The 23340-nt window shown below is 70.2% G+C and carries 19 protein-coding genes and 1 pseudogene; 12 read left to right on the forward strand and 8 right to left on the reverse strand.

Annotated elements, in window-relative coordinates; genetic code table 11:
• Positions 1-113 precede the first annotated feature (113 nt).
• On the forward strand, positions 114-1586 hold the full coding sequence (locus RKD20_RS35540; protein WP_424881283.1) for a cytochrome P450: 1473 nt from the start codon (positions 114-116) through the stop codon (positions 1584-1586).
• Positions 1587-1612: 26 nt separating this feature from the next.
• Here RKD20_RS35540 and RKD20_RS35545 read toward each other — a convergent pair whose 3' ends face one another.
• Positions 1613-2557, reverse strand: a complete 945-nt coding sequence (locus RKD20_RS35545) for an RluA family pseudouridine synthase (protein WP_424881284.1) — start codon at positions 2555-2557, stop codon at positions 1613-1615.
• 71 nt (positions 2558-2628) lie between these two features.
• Positions 2629-3654 carry a terpene synthase family protein gene (locus tag RKD20_RS35550; protein WP_424881285.1) on the reverse strand — a complete coding sequence of 342 codons (1026 nt, stop codon included), beginning with the start codon at positions 3652-3654 and terminating at the stop codon, positions 2629-2631.
• A gap of 1194 nt (positions 3655-4848) precedes the next feature.
• Here RKD20_RS35550 and RKD20_RS35555 point away from each other — a divergent pair.
• The gene (locus RKD20_RS35555; protein WP_424881286.1) at positions 4849-5430 is read left to right on the forward strand and encodes a GNAT family N-acetyltransferase; all 582 of its coding nucleotides are present in this window, start codon (positions 4849-4851) and stop codon (positions 5428-5430) included.
• 74 nt (positions 5431-5504) lie between these two features.
• Here RKD20_RS35555 and RKD20_RS35560 read toward each other — a convergent pair whose 3' ends face one another.
• Complete coding sequence (locus RKD20_RS35560) at positions 5505-7037, reverse strand: amino acid permease (RefSeq protein ID WP_424881287.1); 1533 nt, start codon at positions 7035-7037, stop codon at positions 5505-5507.
• A 297-nt stretch (positions 7038-7334) separates the two neighbouring features.
• Between RKD20_RS35560 and RKD20_RS35565 the strand changes: the two genes are divergently transcribed.
• The 3 genes from RKD20_RS35565 to RKD20_RS35575 all read left to right on the forward strand — a co-directional run bounded on the left by RKD20_RS35565 (position 7335) and on the right by RKD20_RS35575 (position 9907).
• Entirely contained in the window at positions 7335-7961 is a 627-nt protein-coding gene (locus RKD20_RS35565; RefSeq protein WP_424881288.1) for a PadR family transcriptional regulator, read from the forward strand.
• Positions 7962-8144: 183 nt separating this feature from the next.
• On the forward strand, positions 8145-9134 hold the full coding sequence (locus RKD20_RS35570) for an ATP-binding cassette domain-containing protein (protein ID WP_424881289.1): 990 nt from the start codon (positions 8145-8147) through the stop codon (positions 9132-9134).
• Complete coding sequence (locus RKD20_RS35575) at positions 9131-9907, forward strand: ABC transporter permease (protein ID WP_424881290.1); 777 nt, start codon at positions 9131-9133, stop codon at positions 9905-9907. The genes RKD20_RS35570 and RKD20_RS35575 overlap by 4 nt, the downstream gene beginning before the upstream one ends.
• A gap of 104 nt (positions 9908-10011) precedes the next feature.
• Here RKD20_RS35575 and RKD20_RS35580 read toward each other — a convergent pair whose 3' ends face one another.
• Complete coding sequence (locus tag RKD20_RS35580) at positions 10012-10857, reverse strand: siderophore-interacting protein (protein ID WP_424881291.1); 846 nt, start codon at positions 10855-10857, stop codon at positions 10012-10014.
• 93 nt (positions 10858-10950) lie between these two features.
• Positions 10951-11880, reverse strand: a complete 930-nt coding sequence (locus tag RKD20_RS35585) for a 5'-3' exonuclease (RefSeq protein ID WP_424883394.1) — start codon at positions 11878-11880, stop codon at positions 10951-10953.
• 193 nt (positions 11881-12073) lie between these two features.
• Here RKD20_RS35585 and RKD20_RS35590 point away from each other — a divergent pair, with 193 nt between their 5' ends.
• The 4 genes from RKD20_RS35590 (at position 12074) to RKD20_RS35605 (ending at position 17316) form a co-directional block, all read left to right on the forward strand.
• Positions 12074-13135 (forward strand): quaternary amine ABC transporter ATP-binding protein, encoded by a 1062-nt coding sequence (locus RKD20_RS35590; RefSeq protein WP_424881292.1) that lies wholly within the window; start codon positions 12074-12076, stop codon positions 13133-13135.
• Positions 13128-15740: an ABC transporter permease/substrate binding protein gene (locus RKD20_RS35595; protein WP_424881293.1), complete on the forward strand. Its 2613-nt coding sequence runs from the start codon at positions 13128-13130 to the stop codon at positions 15738-15740. Before RKD20_RS35590 ends, RKD20_RS35595 begins: the two co-directional genes overlap by 8 nt.
• A gap of 293 nt (positions 15741-16033) precedes the next feature.
• Positions 16034-16603 carry a helix-turn-helix domain-containing protein gene (locus RKD20_RS35600; RefSeq protein ID WP_424881294.1) on the forward strand — a complete coding sequence of 190 codons (570 nt, stop codon included), beginning with the start codon at positions 16034-16036 and terminating at the stop codon, positions 16601-16603.
• Positions 16600-17316, forward strand: a complete 717-nt coding sequence (locus RKD20_RS35605) for a helical backbone metal receptor (protein WP_424881295.1) — start codon at positions 16600-16602, stop codon at positions 17314-17316. Before RKD20_RS35600 ends, RKD20_RS35605 begins: the two co-directional genes overlap by 4 nt.
• Here RKD20_RS35605 and RKD20_RS35610 read toward each other — a convergent pair.
• Positions 17228-18352, reverse strand: coding sequence for a TDT family transporter (locus tag RKD20_RS35610; protein ID WP_424881296.1), 1125 nt, complete (start codon positions 18350-18352; stop codon positions 17228-17230). The genes RKD20_RS35605 and RKD20_RS35610 overlap by 89 nt on opposite strands.
• A 70-nt stretch (positions 18353-18422) precedes the next feature.
• Between RKD20_RS35610 and RKD20_RS35615 the strand changes: the two genes are divergently transcribed.
• Both RKD20_RS35615 and RKD20_RS35620 read left to right on the forward strand, forming a co-directional pair.
• Entirely contained in the window at positions 18423-19349 is a 927-nt protein-coding gene (locus tag RKD20_RS35615; RefSeq protein ID WP_424881297.1) for a LysR family transcriptional regulator, read from the forward strand.
• A gap of 84 nt (positions 19350-19433) precedes the next feature.
• Positions 19434-20394, forward strand: a pseudogene (locus tag RKD20_RS35620) (aminoglycoside phosphotransferase family protein).
• On the opposite strand, the gene RKD20_RS35625 reads toward RKD20_RS35620, so the two are convergent.
• Both RKD20_RS35625 and RKD20_RS35630 read right to left on the reverse strand, forming a co-directional pair.
• The gene (locus tag RKD20_RS35625) at positions 20372-21064 is read right to left on the reverse strand and encodes a gamma-glutamyl-gamma-aminobutyrate hydrolase family protein (RefSeq protein ID WP_424881298.1); all 693 of its coding nucleotides are present in this window, start codon (positions 21062-21064) and stop codon (positions 20372-20374) included. The pseudogene RKD20_RS35620 and the gene RKD20_RS35625 sit on opposite strands and share 23 nt — an antisense overlap.
• A 67-nt stretch (positions 21065-21131) precedes the next feature.
• Entirely contained in the window at positions 21132-21869 is a 738-nt protein-coding gene (locus RKD20_RS35630) for a FadR/GntR family transcriptional regulator (RefSeq protein ID WP_424881299.1), read from the reverse strand.
• A 95-nt stretch (positions 21870-21964) separates the two neighbouring features.
• Here RKD20_RS35630 and RKD20_RS35635 point away from each other — a divergent pair, with 95 nt between their 5' ends.
• Entirely contained in the window at positions 21965-23323 is a 1359-nt protein-coding gene (locus tag RKD20_RS35635) for a glutamine synthetase family protein (RefSeq protein WP_424881300.1), read from the forward strand.
• Positions 23324-23340 lie beyond the last annotated feature (17 nt).

Here is a 23340-nt window from a genome sequence, read left to right on the forward strand (position 1 = left end):
CCGTACGGCCGCACGACCTCTCCCCACGCCCCCGGCCTCACTCGACCCACCCGGGCCGGGGCAGCCCATGACTTTTTTCAGACCAGATCGACCTCAGCTCCGGAGCGACCATCGTGACGCCTGAATCCTTTTCCCCGGCCGGTACGGATCACTCGACAGCCGCCCCGCCCCCGGGCTGCCCCGCGCACGGCATCGGCGTCGGTGGACTGCGTCGGCTGTACGGCCCAGGAGCCGAGGACCTGGAGGCCGTGTACGAGAAGCTCCGCGCCGAGCACGGAGCCGTGGCTCCTGCGCTGCTTCACGAGGACGTGCCGATCTGGCTGGTGCTCGGCCACGCCGAGAACCTGCACATGGTGCGAAACCCCTCGCAGTTCTGCCGTAATACCCGACTGTGGTCCGCCCTGCAGGACGGCACGGTCAAGCCCGATCACCCGCTCATGCCGCACTTCGCCTGGCAGCCCATCTGCAGCCACGCCGAGGGCGACGAGCATCTGCGGCTGCGCGGTGCGGTCACCGGCGCCATGTCGACCATCGATCACCGGGGCATCCGCCGTTACATCAACCGAGCGACCCAGCAACTGGTCAACAAGTTCTGCCAAGAGGGCAGGGCCGACTTGGTAGGACAGTTCGCCGAGCACCTGCCCATGGAGGTGATGTGTGAAATCCTCGGTATGCCCGACGAGTACAACGATCAGATGGTGCAGGCCGCTCGTGACATGCCCAAGGGCAGCGAGACTGCAATCGCCAGCAACGCATACCTCATGGACGTCCTGATGCGTCTCACCGCCCGTCGCCGGGCCGAGCCCAGGGACGACTTCACCAGCCACCTGATCAACCACCCGGCGCGGCTCACTGACGACGAGGTCGGTCAGCACCTTCGAATCATCCTGGTCGCCGCGTACGAGGCCACCGCCAACCTGATCGCCAACGTCCTGCGGGTGGTGCTCACTGACCCGCGGTTCCGCGCCCAGCTCAACGGCGGCCAGATGACGGTTCCTCAGGCGGTCGAGCAGTCCCTGTGGGATGAGCCGCCGTTCAGCACCGTGATGCCCTACGTCGCGAAGCAGGACACCGAGCTGGGCGGCCAGCGCATTCGGAAAGGTGACGCCCTCATCCTCGGCATCGCGCCGGGCAATGTCGACCCACGGGTACGGCCCGACACCAAGGCTCACATGCAGGGCAATCGCTCCCACCTGGCCTTCGGGGGCGGTCCCCATGAGTGCCCGGGGCAGGACATCGGTCGTGTCATCGCCGAGGTCGGCGTGGACGCATTGCTGACCCGCCTGCCTGACGTGCAACTCGCCTGCGAAGAGGACGAGTTGCGCTGGTGGGCGTCCATCTCGAACCGGCACTTGCTGGAGCTACCGGTGAAGTTCGAGGCGAAGCCCCAGCAGGATGTCATGGCGCGGCCCGCGCACCCTCTGGCGTTTCAGCGTTCCAACAGCAACTGGCTGGTCAGCACACCCCAGCCCAGGACGGCGTCTGTGGAGAGCACCGCTCCGTCCACCGCTCCGACGCAGACGCCCGAACCGGCCCGCAGGCCGGGTGTGTTCCAGCGCCTTCTGCGGTGGTGGCGCGGAGAGTGACCCCGTCGGCTCCGGGGCCGGGCCTGCTACCCGGTGGTCCATTCGTCGTACGACGACCAGGCCCGCAGCACGCGCGAGCTGACGAAGCGGTGCTCGCCTCCCGTGACCGGGTCCGTGAACTCCAGGACCCGCGCCAGCAGTTGGAGCGGACGTCGGAAGTCGCCGGGCGCCACGGGGGCGGTGACCACCGGATAGAGAGGGTCACCGAGGATCGGCACTCCGAGGGCGCTCATGTGCACCCTGAGCTGGTGTGTCTGCCCGGTACCCGGCGTGAGCCGGTACCGGGCGCGCTCGCCCCGGTGCTCCAGCAACTCGACCCGGCTGACGGCGTTGGGCTCTCCCTCGACCTCCTGGGCGGCCAGGACTCCGCGCTCCTTGACGATGCGGCTGCGCACGGTGCGGGGCAGCGGCAGGGCGGGGTCGTAGGGGGCGACGGCTTCGTACTCCTTGGCCACCCGTTTGTCCCGGAACAGCGACTGGTAGGCGCCGCGTTCCTCGGGCCGCACGGTGAACATCACCAGGCCGGCCGTCAGCCGGTCCAGGCGGTGTGCGGCGCCCAGCGCAGGGATGTCCAGTTGCCGGCGCAGCCGTGCCAGGGCCGTCTCGGCGACATGGCTGCCGCGCGGGGTGGTGGCGAGGAAGTGGGGTTTGTCGGCCACCACCAGGTGTTCGTCGCGGTAGATGACGTCGATCGGGAACGGCACCCGCTCCTCGTCGGGCAGTTCCCGGTGGAACCACACGGACATCCCCGGCACGTACGCCATGTCGTGCGGCACCGGACGTCCGGCGGCGTCCACGATCTGGCCCGTCTCCAGCATCCCGTCGATCACCTCGGCCCCGGCCGCGAGCCGCGCCACGAGATGATCCCGCACGGTCGCCCAGGCGTCACCGGGCGGCAACCGCACCCGCACCGGATCGACCCCGTCGCGCTGCGGCAGGGGAGGGGGCGGGGGTGAAGAGCGGCGTCTCATCAGGACCAAGCCTACGAGGAGACTCTGACACCGAGGCGTCTTTGCTGCGCTCCTTGGCAGGCGGCGAGAAGCTATGGAGACACTGTCGTGAGGTTCGCAGGGTGAAGTTGGCCGGTCACATTCGGGCTCAGGGCGCTGGCTGTGCGTGGTGAATAACGACCGTTGCTGCGGCTCCAGTCGTAGCTCCCGCGTATCCACGTGAACAAGGCGGACGCATAGCGTTGGACTTTCTCGGCCTCCGCGCTCGTGAGTCCGAGCCTGGCGCAGAACAGCGGGATCAGCTTCATCTGCTCAAGGAGCTGACCGACTGTTGTCTGAACGAGAATTATGGCGAGCCGGATGGCTTCCTCACGTGAACAATTGCGTTGCTGCATGAGACAGCGCACCAGGTTGGGATCGCCTCGTGCGTCGTCGTTCTCGAGAGACATCACCTCGTTGATCAGTTTGACGGAATCGACAGCCCCTCGCCGCATCGATTCCAGATGGCTGCTGTGCCAAATGATCTGGGGAATCTCGAAGTGTCCCACCCTTTCTGCCAGGTCGAGTGAGGGGATAAGACCCAGGGTGCGGTGACCGACCCTCATCCGGGTGGTGAAGTCCTGGGGGATCCACGTACGACGATCGATTTCCTCGGTGAGGTTTCCTGTCAGGTAGTCCACCCAATTGTGAGCGGCCCGTTGCTGCCATTCCTCGGACATTCCCGTCTTGGCTCGACGCCAGATGTCCGCGAAGGCGCTCACCAGAGGCTCGTGGTAGGTGGCCTTCTGTGACGAGGGGTTGGTGACGAGTGAGATGAGCTGCTGGCACACGTCGACAGCTGCATCGGCTTTACGCCCCTCGGGCACATCAAACAGATCATCGAACAGGAAGAACCAGCCCATAGTGTCAAAGGCCAGATCGAGGTCGTCGCCTTCGACCTCCGGGTAGCTGTAGGCGGCCAAGTCCGCTACTGCCGAGAACATGTAGCGATGGATGGCCCTGCGCCCCGACACCAGTTTCTGCCGGCGCATCCACTCCAAGTTGCGTTCCCTGGCGGCTGCCAAACCAGTGTTGAGCCGGGGCGGAATAGGCAACTTGATGGTGACGTTCTGGGGCATTACTCTCTCCCAGTTTCTGCCTCAGCAGGCGTAACGGCCCAGCAGGTTGGGTGGTCGTCAATACCTGGCACCTGCGGGTGTCGCTGCTTCAGTGTTCTGTCCAGAGACCAATCGAATTGATCATCAGGGGATGAGAAGGGCCTAGGCCGTTTCCGGCTTCTCCTGAAACCGATCCACGGCCGCTGCCGACGAGGCCGACGAGGCGATCAGCGCCTTCCGAGTCGCTCGCGACGTGCTGACAGGTCGGATGGTGGCCGATCAAGGGCCCTCTGCGGGTCCGTGGGGGCGGACCGAGGCAACCGGGCACGAGCAGAGTTTTTCATGATGCCCTCCGGAGGCGGAGTTGACCAAGTTTATGAACTGTGCGTTGTGCTCCATGCGCTGCGATTGCAGCGTTGCTGACTCGTTGTTGCGGGACCTGCTGGCCGAATTGGTCGAACGGGCCTCGTCCATCGCATGCCGGACAGTTCGCTGGTGTGACCCTCGAGGCGACCACCCGACGGCGTCGACAATCCGTGGCCACCACCGCCACGACAGCGTTGTCGGTGGCGAGGCCGTGGATCATCCCTTACCTTCCAGTGCCGCCGTGGGTTTCGTCAACTGTGTGGGGCGGTCTGGAGCTGGTGTGAGGTGTCGTGGTCGGCGAGTGTTAACGGCACGTAGGGCGGAAGTCGGTTCCATGTTCTCGGCGACATTCCGGACGGCTCGGCGGGCAGGAGGTGTTCGCCTCTGTCGGGCGGTTTCGCATTCGTACACGACCTCACGGACTGCATGAGTGGCTCAAGCGAACCGCATCCCCGAGACCCCCCGCCGACCATCGCAGCCATCCGGCCACCACCCTCACCGGCCCGGGTGCGACACCGCTCATGCCCGCACTTCACCCTGACAGCCCACTACTTCGCACCATGCGACGATTTCCGGCCGCGGGCTAGGGGGCGCAGCCCCGGCGCACGGAGCGGATCGCCTGGCCGCCGGGTGCACGGCCGCGCATTCCAGGCCGTTGATGCGCCGCGAGTACCACCCCCGTTTGCGGCAGTTGGGATGCAAGTTCGTCGCGGGGACCAGACGTCGGTGCCGCGCGGCCGGGACGCGGGCATCGGTCGGCCGGGGGGTGGAATGTGCAATTCCTGCCTCCCTCTCGTCAAGAGGAAAACCCGTTGGGACGGGCCCCGTCCGGTTGGCAGGATGCGGGTCATGCCGTACCTCACCGGCCCGGTGCTCGCACCCGGCACCCTCTCCCGCACAGCCCAGCCCACCCTCCCCACCGGCGACGGCCTGCTCCTGCGCCCCTGGCGGCCCGAGGACGCGCCCGCGGTGCACGCCGCGTTCCAGGATCCGGTGATGCACCAGTGGCACGCCCGTGCCGCCGACTCCGTGGAGGAGGTCGGCGGCTGGATCGAGGAGTGGCGGGAGGCCTGGGCAGGGGAGGGGACCGCTCAGTGGGCCGTGGTGGACGCGGGCACCGATCTGCTGCTCGGCCGGGTGGCCCTGCGCGAGATCCGTCTCGACGACGGGCAGGCCGAGATGGCGTACTGGACGACCACCGGGGCTCGGGGGAAGGGTGTAGCGGCGCGTGCCACGGTCGCCCTGTCCCGCTGGGCTCTCGACGCCGTCGGGTTCCACCGTCTCGAACTCATGCACGCCGTCCGCAACGAGGCGTCGTGCCGGGTCGCGGCCAAGACGGGCTTCGTTCTGGAAGGGACCAAGCGGAGCGCGGTGCTGCATCCCGACGGTTGGCACGACATGCATCTGCACGCGCGGGTGCGGGGTGACTGACGGGCCGTCAAGATGCGGCCCGTCCGTCGAAAATGCGGCCGCCCGACGTGGGGCGGCCGCCGCGCTCCGTCCCGCTACCCCGCCGGCGTAGGCCGACGCAGCGCGCGCCACGCCACGCCCACCGCCAGCGTCGCGGCCAGGAACAACACCGTGAACCACTGGAAGTACCAGTGCCCGCCCGCCGGGTCGTACACCTCGGCCCGGGGCCAGGCCAGGTTGACGGTCATCAGGAGGCCGTAGAGGAGGGCCAGGGCGTTGACCGGGATGCCCCAGCGGCCAAGGGAGAACAGTCGGCCGCCCGCCTCGTCGGTGCCCGACGAGGCGAACTCGCCCCGGATGCGGCGGACCAGCAGCGGGCCCGTGACCATCGCGTACGCCAGGTACAGCATCACGATGCAGGTCGTTCCGATCGCCAGGAACGCCTCCGGTGAGGCGAAGTTGAGCAGGAGCAGGGCGGCGGCCAGGATGCCGACGACCAGAGCGGGGGCGGTGGGCATGCCGGTGCGGGGGTTCACGCGCGCGAGGCGGCCCGCGAAGGGCAGTTGGCCGTCGCGGGCCATGGAGAAGAGCATGCGGCAGGCCGCCGTCTGGATGGCGAGGGTGGCCACCGTGATCGCGATGACCACGTCGGCCAGCAGCGCCTTGCCGACACCGTCGCCGAGGCTGCTGGTGAGGACGTAGCTGAGGCCGTCGACCGACAGGTGCCCGTCGGTGAGGCTGGGGGCGGCGAGCAGGCCGCCCAGGACGATCAGGCCGCCGAGCGCGCCGGCCGCGCCGAGCGCCGTCAGGATCGTGCGGGGCGCGACTCGCCGGGGGTTGCGGGTCTCCTCGCTCATCTCGCCCGCGCTGTCGAAGCCGATCATCACGTACGCCGCCGTGAACGAGCCCACCAGCAGCGCCCCGAACAGGCCGCTCTGCGCGGCGCCCGCGGTGTGGAAGGTGATGCTCGGGGTGCGCTCGGAGTGGGTCAGCAGAAGCACGATGATCAGCACCGCGCCGATGATCTCGGCGGTGACGCCGACCCGGTTGACCAGGGACAGGACACGGTTGTCGAGGATGTTCACGACGGTCGTCAGGACCAGCAGGATCACGCCGAGGACGGCCGCGTTGGCCGCCCCGTCCGCCGAGATCGGCGACGGGTCGGTGCCGACCAGCTGGAAGCCCGACCAGATCGCCGGGAGCACCATCTGCAGGGCCAGCGCCGCCGCGGCGACCACGACGACCTGCCCGATCACCATGATCCAGCCGGCGAACCAGCCGAAGACCGGGGTGGAGAGGCGGGACGACCACTGGTAGATCGCGCCCGAGAGCGGGTAGCGGGCCGCCAGTTCCGCGAAGCAGGCCGCCACCAGCAGCTGTCCGACCAGGACCGCCGGCCAGGCCCAGAAGAAGACGGGGCCGCCGAACGCGTACCCGAAGGCGAAGAACTGGAAGACGGTCGTCAGGACCGAGATGAAGGAGAACCCGGCCGCGAAGGACGCGTACCGGCCCAGGCTGCGGTGCAGCTCCTGGGGATAGCCGAACTCGGCGAGGGACCGGTCGTCGGGGGAGGGGGAGGAGGAGTGCGGGGGATCGGGACGGACGTCGGAGGGACTGGTCGTCGTCACGGCGGCACCTGCCTTCGGCGGCATGAGGGCGAAAGAGCGGAACAGCGGTGCGGGAGCTGAATTCCTGTCGGGTGACAGAAATTAGGGAGGGGCTGTTTCGGGCGCGTGACGCAGCCGTGTCGGAGCGGCGCCCAAGTCCTCACTCCCTTGCGCGGACCGCCCATACGCGATACATCGTGTCTATTGACGGTTCGTCGTGGGTCGCGATATGTTCGCTCACGGATATTCGGCGGCGAGGTGCTGCGACACGGTGGCGCGGCGGTGCGACCGGACGGCTGCGGAGGTGAGGTGGAGTCGATGGGGCGTCGCAAGCTCCGCAACCCCCTGGCGCTCGCCGTGCTGGCGACGCTCTGGCAGAAGCCGATGCATCCCTACGAAATCGCCCAGACCCTGCGCCGCCAGGGCAAGGACTCCAGCACGAAGATCAACTACGGCTCGCTCTACACGGTCGTCCAGAACCTCGAGAAGCATGGATTCGTCGAGGTCACGGACGTGGAGCGGCAGGGCAACCGGCCCGAGCGGACCGTCTACGGCATCACCGCGGCCGGGCGTCAGGAGACCACCGAGTGGATGTCGGACCTGGTCGCCTTCCCGGCCAAGGAGTACCCGATCTTCGAGACCGCGCTCTCCCTGCTCGGTGTGCTGCACCCCGACGAGGTGGTGCCGCTGCTGAAGGAACGGCTCGACGCCCTGGAGGTGCAGATCGCGAGCGGCCGAGGCGCGCTGGAGAAGCTGTACGAGACGCTGCCCCGGCTCTTCCTCGTGGAGAACGAGTACCAGCTCCACATGGTCGAGGCGGAGGCGGAGTGGGTCCGCGGCTTCCTCGACGAGCTCACCAAGGGCACGCTGCCCGGCATCGAGGAGTGGAAGGCGTTCCACGAGCCGGGCCCGGAACGAGAGCCACGCCCTGAACAAGATCCATGACCTGAACAGGAACAGGCCCCGGCACGGCTGTTGCAGCAGCCCGCCGGGGCCTCGAACCCCGAACTGAATCCGCCCTGAGGCACATCCAGGCGATCGAGGTGCGGCACACCCAGGATAGCCCGGTGCTCCTCACGCGGATCAGTTGTCATCCGCTCAGCCAGGAGACCCAGGAGAGCACCTGCCATGAACACCCGTGCGCCCGCGATCGAGGCGCGTCAACTGATCAAGACCTACGGCGGTCAGGTCACCGCCCTCAACGGCATCGACCTCGTCGTCGAGCGGGGCAGCGTCTTCGGCCTGCTGGGCCCGAACGGCGCCGGCAAGTCCACCACCGTCAAGATCCTCACCACCCTGGCCCGCCCCGACTCCGGCTCGGCCACCGTCGCCGGTCATGACGTGCTGCGCCACCCGGACCGGGTCCGGCGGGCCATCGGCGTGGTCGCCCAGGGCTCCGGCGCCGACCCGGTCGCCACCGGCCACGAGAACCTCCGACTCCAGGGCAGGCTCTACGGCCTGAAGGGCGCCACCCTCGACCAGCGGGTGGACGAGCTCCTCGACCGCTTCACACTCACCGAGGCGGCCCGGCGTCCGGTCAAGGGCTACTCCGGCGGCATGCGACGCCGGCTCGACGTCGCCCTCGGCCTGGTGCACCGCCCCGAGGTGCTCTTCCTCGACGAGCCCACCACCGGTCTCGACCCCGAGGCCCGCAGCGCGATGTGGGACGAGATCGGGCGGCTCGCGGCGGAGGAGGGGCTGACGATCCTGCTCACCACGCACTACCTCGAAGAGGCCGACCGGCTCGCCGAGCGCGTCGCGGTCGTCGACCGCGGCCGGATCGTCGTCGAGGGCACCCCGGACGCGCTCAAGGGCGAACTCCGCGGGGACGCCGTGCATGTGGAGCTGCGCGAGCCGCTCGGCGACGCGGGGCGCACGCTGCTGACCGGCGCCCTGCGCGACGTGCCGGGCGTGCACGAGGTGCTGGCCGACGGACACCGCGTCAGCGTCCGCGCCGACGACGGGGCCGCCGCCGTACCCGCCCTCCTCGCCGCCCTGGAACGGGCCGGGGTCAAGGTCGCCACCGCGACCGTCGCCCGCCCGTCCCTCGACGACGTCTACCTGCGCTACGCGGGCCGCCGTTACTCCGACGCCGAAGACCTGGTGGGTGCCCGATGAGCATGGCCGTCTCCCAGACCTGGTACATGACGCAGCGTCAACTCATGGTGTTCGTACGGCAGCCCGCGTACGCGATCATCACCCTGATCCAGCCGGTGATCTGGCTGTTCCTGTTCGGCAGCCTCTTCAAGAAGGTCGTCGAGCTCGGCGGCTTCGGGACCACCTCCTATCTCGACTACCTCGTCCCGGGCGTGGTCGTGATGAGCGCGCTCGGCTCCAACATGTGGGCCGGCATGGGCACCTTGGAGGAGATCCAGCGCGGGACTCTGGACCGCTTCCTGACCACCCCGGTCAGCCGGGCCGCGCTGATGAACGGGAACGTCGTCAACAACGGCCTGGTCACCGCCTTCCAGTCGGCGGTCATCGTGCTGCTCGGGCTCCTCGGGGGCGCCGACTACCCGGGCGGCATCGCGGGGATCGCCGTCCTGGTGCTCGCCTCGGTCCTGCTGGGCACCGTCTTCGGGGCGCTGTCCAACGCGCTGGGCATGCTGGTGCGGGAGCGGGAGTCGATCATCGGGATCAACACCTTCCTGCTGCTCCCGCTCACCTTCCTGTCCAGCGCCTTCATGGCGCCCTCGCAGATGCCCTCCTGGATGCGGCACGTCGCCGACTTCAACCCGCTGAACTGGGCGATGGTGGCGGGCCGTTCGGCCCTGTCCGCCGATCCGGACTGGAGCGTCGTGCTGAGCCGCGGGGGAGCGCTGCTCGGGCTGGCGGTCGTGGCGGTGTGGCTGTCGATCCGGACGTTCCGGTCGTACCAGCGGTCGGTGTGACCGCTCCCGGACGCGACGAAAGGGGCGGCACCCTCGAAGGTGCCGCCCCTTTCGGGGACGTATGCCTGAAGCGCAGACCTGACAGGCAAGCCAGAAGCGCAGGCCTAAGCGGCGGGCGCCGCCCCTTCCTGCTCCGCCTCGATGCGCGCGTTCCAGTCCCGCTTGGAGGCCTGCCAGCCGTCCTCGTTGTGGCCCAGGCGCCAGTAGCCGGAGATCGACAGGTCCTCGCGCGGCATTGCCCGTTCGACCCGCAGCAGATGGCGCAGCTGCTTCACGAAGTGCGCCTCGCCGTGCACGAACGCGCACAGCCGGCCCTCCGGGAACTCCAGCGCGCGGACGGCCTCCACCAGGGCCTCGCCGACGGGGCGGGAGCCGCGGTGCAGCCAGACGACCTCCACGTCGGACTCGATCTTCTGCTCCTCCTCGGGCCCGGAGACCTCGATGAAGGCGTGCGCCCGGGTGCCGTCGGGCAGCGACTCCAGGGAGCGGGCGATCGCGGGCAGCGCGCTCTCGTCCCCGACGAGCAGATGCCAGTCGGCGTCCCGGTCCGGGGCGTAGGCGCCGCCCGGGCCCATGAAGCGCACGGTCTCGCCGGGCTGGACCCGCACCGCCCAGGGACCGGCCAGGCCCTCGTCGCCGTGGATCACGAAGTCCAGGGTGAGCTCGCGGTGTTCGGCGTCCCAGTGGCGCACGGTGTACGTGCGGGTCACCGGCCACTGCTCGCGGGGGAACTCCTCGCGGATCCGCTGCATGTCGAAGGGTTCGGGGTAGGTCGCGCCCTCGGCCGGGAACAGGATCTTGACGTAGTGGTCGGTACAGGTGTCCGCCGCGAACTCGGCGAGTCCGTCGCCGCCGAGCACCACGCGCTGCATGTGCGGGGTGAGGCGCTCGGTGCGCAGCACCTGTGCGGAGTGGGGCTTCCGCGGCTTGCGTCCCGGTCCTTCTGCCATGGCGGCCTCCCAGTTCCCTACGCTTAGGCTTACCTAAGTTAGCATCCGCCTCGCTGGCGACGGCATGCCACCCGTGGAAAGCGAGGGCAATATTTACGCGCCGAGCGTCGCCACCAGTCGCTGCAATGATCCACCGAGGCCCCACCGCTCCGCCAGCTTCTCCAGGGCCGCGGGATCGCGCGGCGTGCGCGGAACCGCGGTGTCCACCCGCGGCAGCGGGACATCACCGGCCACCCGCACGACCTTCGGCGCCACGGCCACGTACGGCCGCGACTCGTCCAGCCGCTTGCGCTGCGACGGCGTGAGCTTCGCCTTCGGGTCGTCGACCGCGGCCATGATCCCGGCCAGGTCGCCGAACTGGTCGAGCAGCTTGGCGGCCGTCTTCTCGCCGATGCCGGGCACGCCCGGCAGACCGTCGCTGGGGTCGCCGCGCAGCAGCGCCAGATCCACGTACCCGCGGCCGTCGACGCCGTACTTCTCGCGCAGCCACGCCTCGTCGGTCAGCTGGAGCGTGCCGACGCCCTTGAGCGGATACAGCACCCGCACCCGGCGCTCGTCGTCGACCAGCTGGTACAGGTCGCGGTCGCCGGTGACGATGTCGACCGGGCCGGTCGCCTGCGCGGTGAACGTGCCGATCACGTCGTCCGCCTCGTATCCGGCCACCCCCACGCGCGCGATGCCGAGTGCGTCCAGGACGGCCTCGATGATCGGCACCTGCGGCGACAGCGTGTCCGGCACCTCCTCCTCGTCCGGGCCGCCCTCGTGCTCCTCGGCGACGCGGTGCGCCTTGTAGGAGGGGATGAGGTCGACCCTCCACTGGGGGCGCCAGTCGGCGTCCATGCAGGCCACCAGCAGGTCGGGATGGTGGTCCTTGACCAGGCGGTCGATGAATTCGAGGAGGCCGCGCACAGCGTTCACCGGCGTGCCGTCGGGTGCCTTCACCGACTCCGGCACCCCGAAGTAGGCACGGAAGTAGAGCGAGGCGGTGTCGAGGAGCATCAGTCGTCCGGTCACGTCTCGCATCATGCCGTACGGCACCGACAGCGGCCGCCGTCCCACGGCTCGTGCGGCGGTGTGAGCGTCCTGTGAACCAGGACACCCGTGTGTTTGGCCCAAAGGCTTATGGGCAGGCGCCGCCTCGGAGCGGGGCAGGTTGCACTTTCAACTGTTCGCGGCCCTTCGTCTCCCCCAGTGGTCGAAGAGACGAGAGGCACGCGTGTCATCAAGGCTTGAGGCAGAGCAGCTGTACAAGGTCTTCGGAAGACGGCCGGACGAGGCGGTCGAGAGGCTTCGCGAGGGCGCGGACCGGGAGGGACTGCGCGCCGAGGGCACCACCGCGGCGGTGATCGACGCCTCCTTCACCGTGGACCCGGGCCAGATCTTCGTCGTCATGGGCCTGTCGGGCTCCGGCAAGTCCACGCTGCTGCGCATGCTCAACGGCCTCCTGGAGCCGACCGCGGGCCATGTCCGCTTCGACGGCCAGGACCTCACCGCGCTCACCGACCGCGAGCTGCGCGCCGTACGCGCCCAGAAGATCAGCATGGTCTTCCAGCACTTCGCGCTCTTCCCGCACCGCAGCGTCCTGGAGAACGCCGCCTACGGACTCGCCGTCCAGGGCGTCCCCAAGGCCGAGCGCATCGAGCGGGCCACCGAGGCCCTGGAGCTGTGCGGCCTTGGAGGCTGGGAGAAGTCCTGGCCCGACGAGCTGTCCGGCGGTATGCAGCAGCGCGTGGGCCTGGCCCGGGCCCTCGCCACCGACGCCGACCTGCTCCTCATGGACGAGTCCTTCAGCGCGCTCGACCCGCTGATCCGACGGGACATGCAGGACCAGCTCCTCCAGCTCCAGAAGACCCTGAAGAAGACCATCGTCTTCATCACCCACGACCTCAACGAGGCCATGCGGCTCGGCGACCGGATCGCCGTGATGCGCGACGGCCGGATCGTCCAGATCGGCAGCGCGGAGGACATCCTCGTGCGGCCCGCCGACGACTACGTCGCCTCCTTCACCAAGGACGTCGACCGCTCCCGGGTGCTGACCGCGTCCGCCGTCATGGACACGGACGTGAGCGGCACCCCGGCCGACTGCGGCTGCGCCGACGACTGCGAGACCGCGACGCCCGACACGCCGTTCACCGAGCTGTGTGCGATGAGCGCCCGATCGAGCCACCCGGTGGCCGTCCTCGACGCGAAGCGCAGGCTCGTCGGTGTGGTCGCGCAGGAGCGCCTGATCGGCTTCCTCGGCGACGTGGAGTCCCCCCAGGAGGCCGCTCATGCCTAGGATCCCGCTCGGCGACTGGGTCAACGACACCGTCGACTGGCTGCTCGACCACGTGTCCTGGCTCTTCGACTTCCTCAAGACCGTCTTCACCGGCACCTACGACGGCATCGACGCCGTCCTCCAGGCGCCCCAGCCCCTGCTGCTCGCGGGCATCCTCGCAGTGATCGCGTTCTGGCTGCGCGGCACCCTGGCCGGCGTCCTCACCTTCGCGGGATTCGCCTTCATCGACTCCCTCGAACTGTGGGAGGACGCGATGACGACCCTCTCGCTGGTCCTCGTCGCCACGATCATCGCGCTGGTGATAGCCGTCCCCGTGGGCATCTGGGCGGCCCGCTCGAACCGGGTCAGCGGCATCGTCCGCCCCGTCCTGGACTTCATGCAGACGCTGCCCGCGATGATCTACCTCATCCCGGCGATCCTGTTCTTCGGCACCGGCGCCTCCGCGGGCATCGTCGCCACCCTGATCTTCGCGCTCGCTCCCGGCGTCCGCATGACCGAGCTCGGCATCCGCCAGGTCGACAAGGAGCTCGTCGAGGCCGCCGAGGCGTTCGGCACCACCCCGCGCGACACTCTCCTGCGCGTCCAGCTTCCCCTGGCGCTGCCCACCGTGATGGCCGGCGTCAACCAGGTCATCATGCTCGGCCTGTCCATGGCCGCGATCGCCGGCATGGTCGGCACCGGCGGCCTCGGCGGTGACGTCAACGAGGCCATCGGCCAGCTCAACGTGGGTCTCGGTTCCGAGGCCGGTGTCGCCATCGTGATCCTCGCGATCTACCTGGACCGCATGACCAGCGCGCTCGGCACCCAGGTCTCCCCGCTGGGCCGCCGCGCCGCCGCCAAGGCCCGCGCGACCCAGGGCCTCAGGATCTGGTCCTACCGCCCCCGCCCGCAGATCGCCGTGATCGGCGTCGTCGTCCTCGCCCTGGTCGCGGGCGGCATGGGCATCTTCGGCGGCACCTCGGGCGAGGCCACGGCCGTCTCCGCAAGCAAGGACGTCGGCCAGGGCAAGAAGATCAGCATCGGCTACGTCCCCTGGGACGACGGGGTCGCCTCCACCTTCCTGTGGAAGGAGATCCTGGAGGAACGCGGCTACCAGGTGGACGCCAAGCAGTTCGACGCGGGCCCCCTCTACACCTCCCTCGCCTCCGGCAGCGCCGACTTCATGACCGGCGCCTGGCTGCCGACGACCCACGAGCAGTACTGGAAGAAGTACGGCGGGAAGCTCGACGACCTCGGCGCCTGGTACGACAAGACGTCTTTGGAGCTGAGCGTCCCGTCGTACATGAAGGACATCAACTCCCTGGCCGACCTCAAGGGCAAGGCCTCTCAGTTCGGCGGCAACATCACCGGCATCGAGCCCGGCGCCGGTGAGATGGCCCTGCTGAAGAGCAAGGTCCTCAAGGCGTACGGCCTCGACAAGGAGTACAAGGTCGTCGACAGCTCCACGCCCGCCATGCTGGCCGAGCTCAAGCGCGCCTACGCCAAAAAGGCCCCGATCGCCGTCACGCTCTGGTCGCCGCACTGGGCGTACAACGACTACGACCTGAAGAAGCTCAAGGACCCCAAGGGCGCCTGGGGCTCGGGCGACGGCATCCACGCAGTGGCCCGCAAGGGCTTCGCCGACGACAATCCGCTCGTCGGAGGGTGGCTGAAGAACTTCAAGCTGGACGAGAAGCAGCTCACCAGTTTGGAGGCCGAGATCAACAAGGCCGGCAAGGGCAGGCAGCAGGACGCCGTGCGCACCTGGCTCAAGCAGCACCCGGGCCTGGTCGACAAGATGGCCCCCGTCAAGGACAGCGGCACTCCGGCCGAGGCGAAGCGGCCGGTCAACGTGGCCTGGTTCCCCTGGGACGAGGACATCGCCGTCACGTATCTCTGGAAGAACGTCCTGGAGAAGCGCGGCTACCAGCTCAACCTCAAGCAGATGGACGTCGGCCCGGTCTACACCGGCCTCGCCTCCGGCGACCTGGACCTCAATTTCGACGCCTGGCTGCCGTACGCGCAGAAGAACTACTGGGACAAGAGCAAGGACAGCCTGGCCGACCTCGGCACCTGGTACCGGCCGACGTCGCTGGAGGTCGCCGTGCCGTCGTACGTCAAGGGTGTGAAGACGTACGAGGACCTCAAGGGCAAGGCCTCCCAGTTCGACGGGAAGATCATCGGCATCGAACCGGGCACCGGCGAGATGAACCTCCTCAAGAACAAGGTCCTGCCGGGCTACGGCCTCGACAAGGAGTACGAGGTCGTCGACGGCTCCACGCCCGCGATGCTGGCCGAGCTCAAGCGCGCCTACGCCAGGAAGCAGCCCGTCGCCGTGGTCCTGTGGTCCCCGCACTGGGCGTACAGCCAGTACGACCTGACCAAGCTGAAGGACGACAAAAAGCTCTTCGGCGAGGGCAACACGATCCGCACCATCGCCCATGAGGAGTTCCCCGGGCAGTACCCCCAGCTCACCAAGTGGATCAAGCGATTCCACATGAGCGAGGACGAGCTCGGTACCCTGGAGGGAGAGATCAACAAGTACGGCCAGGGTCACGAGGAGCAGGCGGTCACCGCCTGGCTCAAGAAGCACCCGGAGATGGTCGGGCGGATGACACCGTCATAACCGCTCCGTGTGCACGGTAAGGATCCGGCCAACCACATAGAGCTATGCCATCGCCCGAACTCCGATGCCGACAAGGGGACTTGGGCGGCTCACAACGGACGGGTGACCGAAACCCGGCCCCCTGGCCCCCTCCAGGGGGCCGTTCGGCTGGCGCGAAAGGTGAGGTACGGTCGCCCGCCGTATGGCATCGATGTGACGGCCGCGTGAAACGGTTTGCCGAACATGCGTAGGGTGCAGACAACTCATCAGGGGACGGGTCACAGGACCGACGAGCGGAGGAGGGAGCCGGAGCCATGGGCGACCACAAAGAACAGCCCCTTCGGGTCGGCGCGGCCGTGCGCCGTCGGCGCCGCGCGCTGGAGCTCACCCTCGCCGTCGTCGCCGAGCGCAGCGGCCTCTCGGTCCCCTTCCTGAGCCAGATCGAGAACGAACGCGCCCGCCCCAGCCGCAGCTCCCTGGAGAAGGTCGCCGACGCCCTGCGCACCACGGCCGTGGAACTCCTCGCGGCCGCCGACCCGGCGTGCAGCGTCGACGTCGTGCACGCCGAGGGCCCGGAGCGGGGCGACGAACCCCGGATGCGCTCCCTGGTGCGCGGGCACCACCAGATGCACGCCCAGGAGTTCACCGGCGACCATGACGCGGGCCGTGAACTCCAGTACCGCAACGACCAGTTGATGTACGTGGCCGACGGGGCGGTGGACGTCGAGGCCGAGGGGCGCGCCTACCGGCTGGGCCGCGGCGACACCCTGTACCTGACCGGCGGGGTGCGGCACCGCTGGCGGGCGACCGTGGCGGACACCCGCGTGGTCGTCGTCGCCGTGGCCGAACACATCGAGGCGGTCCAGGACCGGCCCCGGCAGTGAGGGTCGTCTCCCTGGTCCCCTCGCTGACCGAGGCGATCGCCCGCTCGGCACCCGGCGCCCTGGTCGGCGCCACCGACTGGTGCACGCACCCGGCGGACCTCGACGTCCCCCGGATCGGCGGCACCAAGAACCCGAAAGTCGACCGGATCGTCGCCCTCGCCCCCGATCTGGTGATCGCCAACGAGGAGGAGAACCGCGAGCCGGATCTGGAAGCCCTGCGCGCGGCAGGCCTGGAGGTCCTGCTCACCGAGGTCCGGGACGTCCCGCAGGCCTTCAGGGAGCTGGCCCGGGTCGTCGAGGCGTGCGGCGTCGTACGGCCGCGCTGGCTGGACGAGGCCGAGGAGGCCTGGTCGGCGCTTCCCGCACGGGAGCACCGCGTGACGGCGGTCGTGCCCGTCTGGCGCAGGCCGTGGATGGTGCTGGGCCGGGACACCTTCGCCGGCGACGTGCTGTCCCGCCTGGGGGTGGACCATGTGTACGCCGGCCACGCCGACCGCTATCCGCGCATCCCGCTGGAGGAGCTGCGGGCGGCCGCCCCGGACGTGGTCGTCCTCCCGGACGAACCGTACCGCTTCACCCCCGACGACGGCCCGGAGGCCTTCCCCGGCCTGCCCTGCGCACTCGTCAGCGGACGGCACCTGACGTGGTACGGGCCGTCGCTGGCCGCAGCACCACGGGCACTGGACGAGGCCCTGCGAGCAGCGCTCCGCTGACGACCCCGCGCGCGGTGTGCACGGCGGCCGTGGCCCAGGCGGCGACGAGAGCGGCGTACAGCCCGGTGGCGAGCCAGTCGTAGACGACGAGCCCGGTGTGCCTGGCCAGCGTCTCGGCGCCCGTGACACAGGTGCCGACCGGGAAGGTGAACGCCCACCAGGTCATCGAGAACCGCATCCCGTGCCGACGGGCCCGGACCACGTGCGCGGTGGCGAGCCCCAGCCACAGCAGTGCGAACCCCATCACGGGCACGCCGTACAGGACCGCGAGGACTCCGAAGCCCTGGCTGTAGGGGGCCGGTACGACCCCGGGGGCCACGTCCGCGAACTTGCCGACGGCGGTGGTGGACTGGCCGAGCGGGCCGAGGACCAGGAAGAGGGCCGGGGTGAGGGCGAGGGGGAGCGGCCCGCCGGTGACGATCCGGGCGAAGACGAGCGGCAGCATCAGCAGGGTCGCGAAGAGGCTGAGTCCGAACATCGCGAGGCAGGCGAGCAGGAGGGTCTCGCGCGGCTGACCTGCGGGGAGATAAGGCACGAGGAGCGGGCCCAGGGCGGCGGACACCATGGGCGCGACGAGGGGGAGCAGCCACACGGGCGTGGCCTGCCGGGGCTCGGCGTGCTGCCGTACGGCCATGAGGTACGGCACCGCGACGGCGGACGCGAGCCCCACGGCGGTACCGGCGGTGAACAGCACGGCGTCCAGGGCGACCGCGGCCGTCGTCCCGATCCAGTACCGGCCGACGGTGAGGGCGCCGCCGCCCACGGCCAGCAGGGCCATCGCGAGGCAGCCGTAGAAGGGGGCCGTGGCGGGGTCCAGGAGGTGGGCGCGGGCCTGGTCGGCGTGGTGGTGCCAGTGCAGGGCGCGGGCGCAGAGGAGGACGAGCAGCAGGGCCAGGGACAAGAGCCAGACGGCGGCGCAGATCGCGCGGAGGCCGGGGAAATGCACGGGGAGCGCGACGCCGGCGGTGGCGACGATCGCGGTACCCATGACGCAGGCGTACCAGTTGGGCCCGAGGTGACGGACGGCGGTGACCATGTCTCCACGGTGTCGTTCGGGAAGGGTCGCGACCAGGGAGTATGGCTCTATGAGGGCATAAGCTGTCTTTATGAGCGGTGTGGAGGAGCGAGAACCGGCGGTCGGCGGGGGGCTGTCCCACCGGGTGCCGGATCTGGGCGCGCTGGAGCTGCTGCTGGCCGTGGCGCGGCTGGGGAGCCTGGGCGCGGCGGCGCGGGAGCTGGGCATCACCCAGCCGGCGGCGAGCAGCCGGATCCGATCCATGGAACGGCAGTTGGGGGTGGCCCTGGTCGACCGCTCGCCCCGCGGCTCCCGGCTCACGGACGCCGGGGCGCTGGTCACGGACTGGGCGCGGCGGATCGTGGAGGCGGCGGAGGCCTTCGACGCCGGGGCGCAGGCGCTGCGGGTCCGCCGGGACTCCCGGCTGCGGGTGGTGGCGAGCATGACGATCGCGGAGTACCTGCTGCCGGGGTGGCTCCTCGCCCTGCGCGCGGGGCGCCCGGACACGGCGGTGTCGCTGCACGCGGGGAACTCCGCGACGGTCGTGGAGCGCCTGCTGTCCGACGAGGCCGACCTGGGTTTCGTCGAGGGCCTGACGGTCCCGTCGGGGCTGGACTCGGTGGTGATAGCCCACGACCACCTGATCGTGGTGACCGCCCCGGGCCATGTCTGGGCCCGCCGCCGGCGCCCCCTGGAAGCCGCCGAACTGGCCGCGACACCGCTGATCCTCCGGGAGAAGGGCTCGGGCACCCGCCAGGTCCTGGACGCGGCTCTGGGCGGCCTGGCCCGCCCCCTGATCGAGCTGTCGTCCACCACGGCGGTCAAGGCGGCGGCGGTCAGCGGAGCGGGCCCGGCGGTCCTGAGCGAACTGGCCGTCGGCGAGGAACTGGCGCTGCGCCGACTGGTACGGGTCCCGGTGGCCGGCGTGTCACTGGCCCGGGACCTGCGGGCGGTATGGCCCACGGGCCACCGACCGGTGGGCCCGGCGAGGGACCTGCTGTCGCTGACACGGTCCTAGGGCCCGAAGACCGTCGACAGGCCGGCGCTCAGGCGCGCGAAAACCCTTGGCGCGTCGACGCGGCGGACCCGCACCATGAACCGCATGACCGCGACCGCCCCACCCGCCACCGGCGTCCGCACCCCCTGGGAGGACCTCCCCGAGGCCGTACGCGACGCTGTCGCCGACGTGCTCGCGCGAGCCGGTCGCCCACGCCGTCACCCAACCCGGCGGATTCTCCCCGGGCGCCGCCACCCGCGTGCGCACCACCAGCGGCCGCCGCGCCTTCGTCAAGGCCGTCAGCGGCGACACCAACCCCGACAGCCCGGAACTGCACCGCACCGAGGCCCGCAACGCCGCCGCGCTCCCAGCAGCCGTCCCGGCACCCCGGCTCCTCGGCACCCACGACGACGGCACCTGGGTGGCGCTCGTCTACGAGGACGTCCCGGGCCGCCAGCCCCGTGTCCCATGGCACAGGACCGAGCTGGAGCGCGTCCTGGACGCAGTGGCGGACCTGGGCCGCACCCTCACCCCGTCTCCCCTCGACGCTCCGCTCGCCGCCACGGCCCTCGCCGGCACCTTCAGCGGCTGGCGGCGACTCCTGCGCGCTGAGCACGAGGACCTCACGGCACGCCTCGACCCCTGGGCCGCCGGCCACCTGCCCCACCTCGCGGAACTCGCCGCCCCCTGGCCCGAGGCCGTCACCGGTGACACCCTCGCCCACGGCGACCTGCGGGCCGACAACATCCTGCTGACCGACGACGGCCGTACCGTCTTCGTCGACTGGCCGCACGCCCTGCGCGCCGCCGTGTGGTTCGACCTGCTGCTGATGCTGCCGTGCGTCCGCGCCCAGGGCGGCCCGGACCCGGAGGAACTGTTCACGGCACATCCGCTGGGCGCGGACGCCGACCCCGATGCCGTCACCACCGCGCTCGCTGCCCTGACCGGGTACTTCCTGTACCACTGCCTGCTGCCCGCGCCGCCGGGCATCCCCACCGTGCGGGCCTTCCAACGCGCTCAGGGCGACGCGGCCCTGGCCTGGCTCAGGCGCCGCCTGCGGCTTTGACGAGGGCCTGTGTCACGCGCAGGTCCTCGCCCATCTCCGGATGCCACTGCACGCCCAACACCCAGTGCGGGCCGGGGAGTTCGACTGCCTCCACGGTTCCGTCCGCCGCGTGGGCCGAGGCCAGCAGGCCCGCCCCGAGGCGGTCCACCGCCTGGTGGTGGTAGGCCGGTACGGATGCCTCCTCGGGGGCGAGGTCGCCGTAGAGCGTGCCCGGTACGGGTTTGACCGGGTGGTGGCCGAAGACGCCGATGGTCTCCGCGTGGCCGTCGACGTGCTGGACGAGGGTGCCGCCCAGGGCCACGTTCAGGAGCTGCATGCCCCGGCAGATGCCGAGCAGGGGGAGTCCGGTCGCCAACGCCGCCTCGATCAGGGCCAGTTCCCAGGCGTCACGGGCGCGAGCGGGCGGCCCGGTGCGGGGGTCGGGGGTGGCGCCGTATCGGACCGGTTCCACGTCCGGGCCGCCCGCGATCACCAGCCCGTCCAGGCGGGCCACCGTCGCCGCCGCGTGCTCCGGGGCGTCCGGCGGGAGCATCGCGGCCAGGCCGCCCGCCCGTTGGACCAGGCGCGGATAGCCGGCCGGCAGCAGCGCCGCCTCCAGCTCCCAGACGCCCCAGCGCGCCCCGGCCTCCAGATACGTGCTCACGCCGATCAGCGGTCGTACGGTCGTCACTCGGCCCTCCCAGGCTTGCAATGGCCCACAGTCATACCTTTGCCTCCCGGGCCGCCCGGCCGCAAGGTCACGCCAGAAATCCCCGCAGCAGCGCCGCCGTCCCCGCGCAGTGCTCCCGCATCATCTCCCGCGCCCCGTCCGCGTCCCCGTCCAGGACCGCCTCGACCAGCGCCGCGTGCTGCCGCTGCGAGTGCTCCAGGTTGCGGACCAGGAGCGGGATGCAGTCCAGGAGATCGTTCACCGAGGCCCGTACGGCCGCGTATTGCGCGGTCAGGGTCGGTGAGCCGCACAGCTCGGCGATCGTCAGGTGCAGCAGGGTGTCCAGGCGCCGGTAGTCCTCAAGCGGTGCCTCCTGGGTGGCGCCCAGTGCCGCGCGCAGCCGCTCCGCCTGCTCGTCCGTGAGTCCGTGCGCCGCGCACAGGCCCGCCGCGCCCACCTCCAGGACCTCCCGGAAACGCAGCACGTCCTCGATGTCCGCCTCGGCGATCCGGCGCCGCAGCTCCTCCTCGCCCACCGCGTCCCGCGTGCGGGGCAGCACGAACGTGCCGCCGTACCGCCCGCGCCGCGACTCCACCAGCCCCTGGTCCTGGAGCACCTTCAGCACCTCGCGCAGCGTCACCCGGCTGATCCCGAGCCGCTCCGCGAGCTCCCGCTCGGCCGGCAGCCGCTCGCCCCCCGGCACCAGCCCGAGCCGCACGACCTGAAGGATCTGCTCCAGCGCCTCCTCGAAGCCGTTGCCCGCCCTGACCGGCCGCAGCACCGGAGTCAACCGGTCGGCCGCACCGCCGTCAGCGTCCACCGACATATGGCCGAGCCCCCTTCCCAAGCAATGGTTCAGAGCAATACCTTATGGCTCCCGGCCCGGTCGGAAAAACGCGCAGCAGCCGAAGGAGCTCTCCCGTGGCAGACCGCACACCCCCGCTCAGCGTCGAGGAACTGCACGCCCTCGTCGCGAGCGGCGAGATCGACACTGTCGTCCTGGCCTTCCCCGACATGCAAGGGCGGCTCCAGGGCAAGAGGTTCGCCGCCCGCTTCTTCCTCGACGAGGTACTCCACCACGGCACCGAGGGCTGCAACTACCTCCTCGCCGTCGACACCGAGATGAACACCGTCGACGGCTACGCGATGTCGTCGTGGGACCGCGGCTACGGCGACTTCGCCATGCACCCGGACCTGAGCACCCTGCGCCGCGTGCCCTGGAACGCCGGTACGGCCATGCTGATCGCCGACCTCGCCTGGAACGACGGTTCGCCGGTCGTCGCCGCGCCCCGCCAGATCCTGCGCCGCCAGCTGGAGCGGCTCGCCGAGCTCGGCTACACCGCCCAGGTCGGCACCGAGCTGGAGTTCATCGTCTTCAAGGACACCTACGAGCAGGCCTGGGACGCCCGGTACCGGGGTCTGACACCGGCGAACCAGTACAACATCGACTACTCGGTGCTGGGCACCGGCCGCATCGAGCCCCTGCTCCGCCGGATCCGCAACGACATGACGGCCGCAGGCCTCACCGTCGAGTCCGCCAAGGGGGAGTGCAACCCCGGCCAGCACGAGATCGTGTTCAAGTACGACGAGGCCCTGGTCACCTGCGACCAGCACACGATCTACAAGACAGGTGCCAAGGAGATCGCCGCCCAGGAGGGCGTGTCGCTCACCTTCATGGCCAAGTACGACGAGCGCGAGGGCAACTCCTGCCACATCCACCTCTCGCTCGCCGACGCGGACGGCAACAACGCCATGGCGGGCCCCGACGGCATGTCCGACGTGATGCGGTACTTCCTCGCCGGACAGCTCGCGGCCCTCAGGGACTTCTCGCTCCTCTACGCCCCCAACATCAACTCCTACAAGCGGTTCCAGCCCGGCTCCTTCGCCCCCACGGCCGTCGCGTGGGGCCACGACAACCGCACCTGCGCGCTGCGGGTGGTGGGCCACGGCCGCTCCCTGCGCTTCGAGAACCGGCTGCCAGGCGGGGACGTCAACCCGCACCTCGCGGTCGCCGGTCTTGTCGCCGCAGGGCTGTACGGCATCGAGCAGAAGCTGGAGCTGCCCGAGGCGTGCACCGGCAACGCCTACACCGCCGAGTACGCACAGGTCCCCACCACCCTGCGGGAGGCCGCCGAACTCTGGGAGAACAGCCCGATCGCCCAGGCCGCCTTCGGCGACGAGGTCGTCGCGCACTACCGCAACATGGCCCGCGTCGAACTCCAGGCCTTCGACGCGGCGATCACCGACTGGGAGCTGCGCCGCTCCTTCGAACGTCTGTGATGTCGACGTCTGTGAGA

The organism is Streptomyces sp. SLBN-8D4 (assembly GCF_049739545.1).
GTDB classification, from domain to species: Bacteria; Actinomycetota; Actinomycetes; order Streptomycetales; family Streptomycetaceae; genus Streptomyces; species Streptomyces canus_C.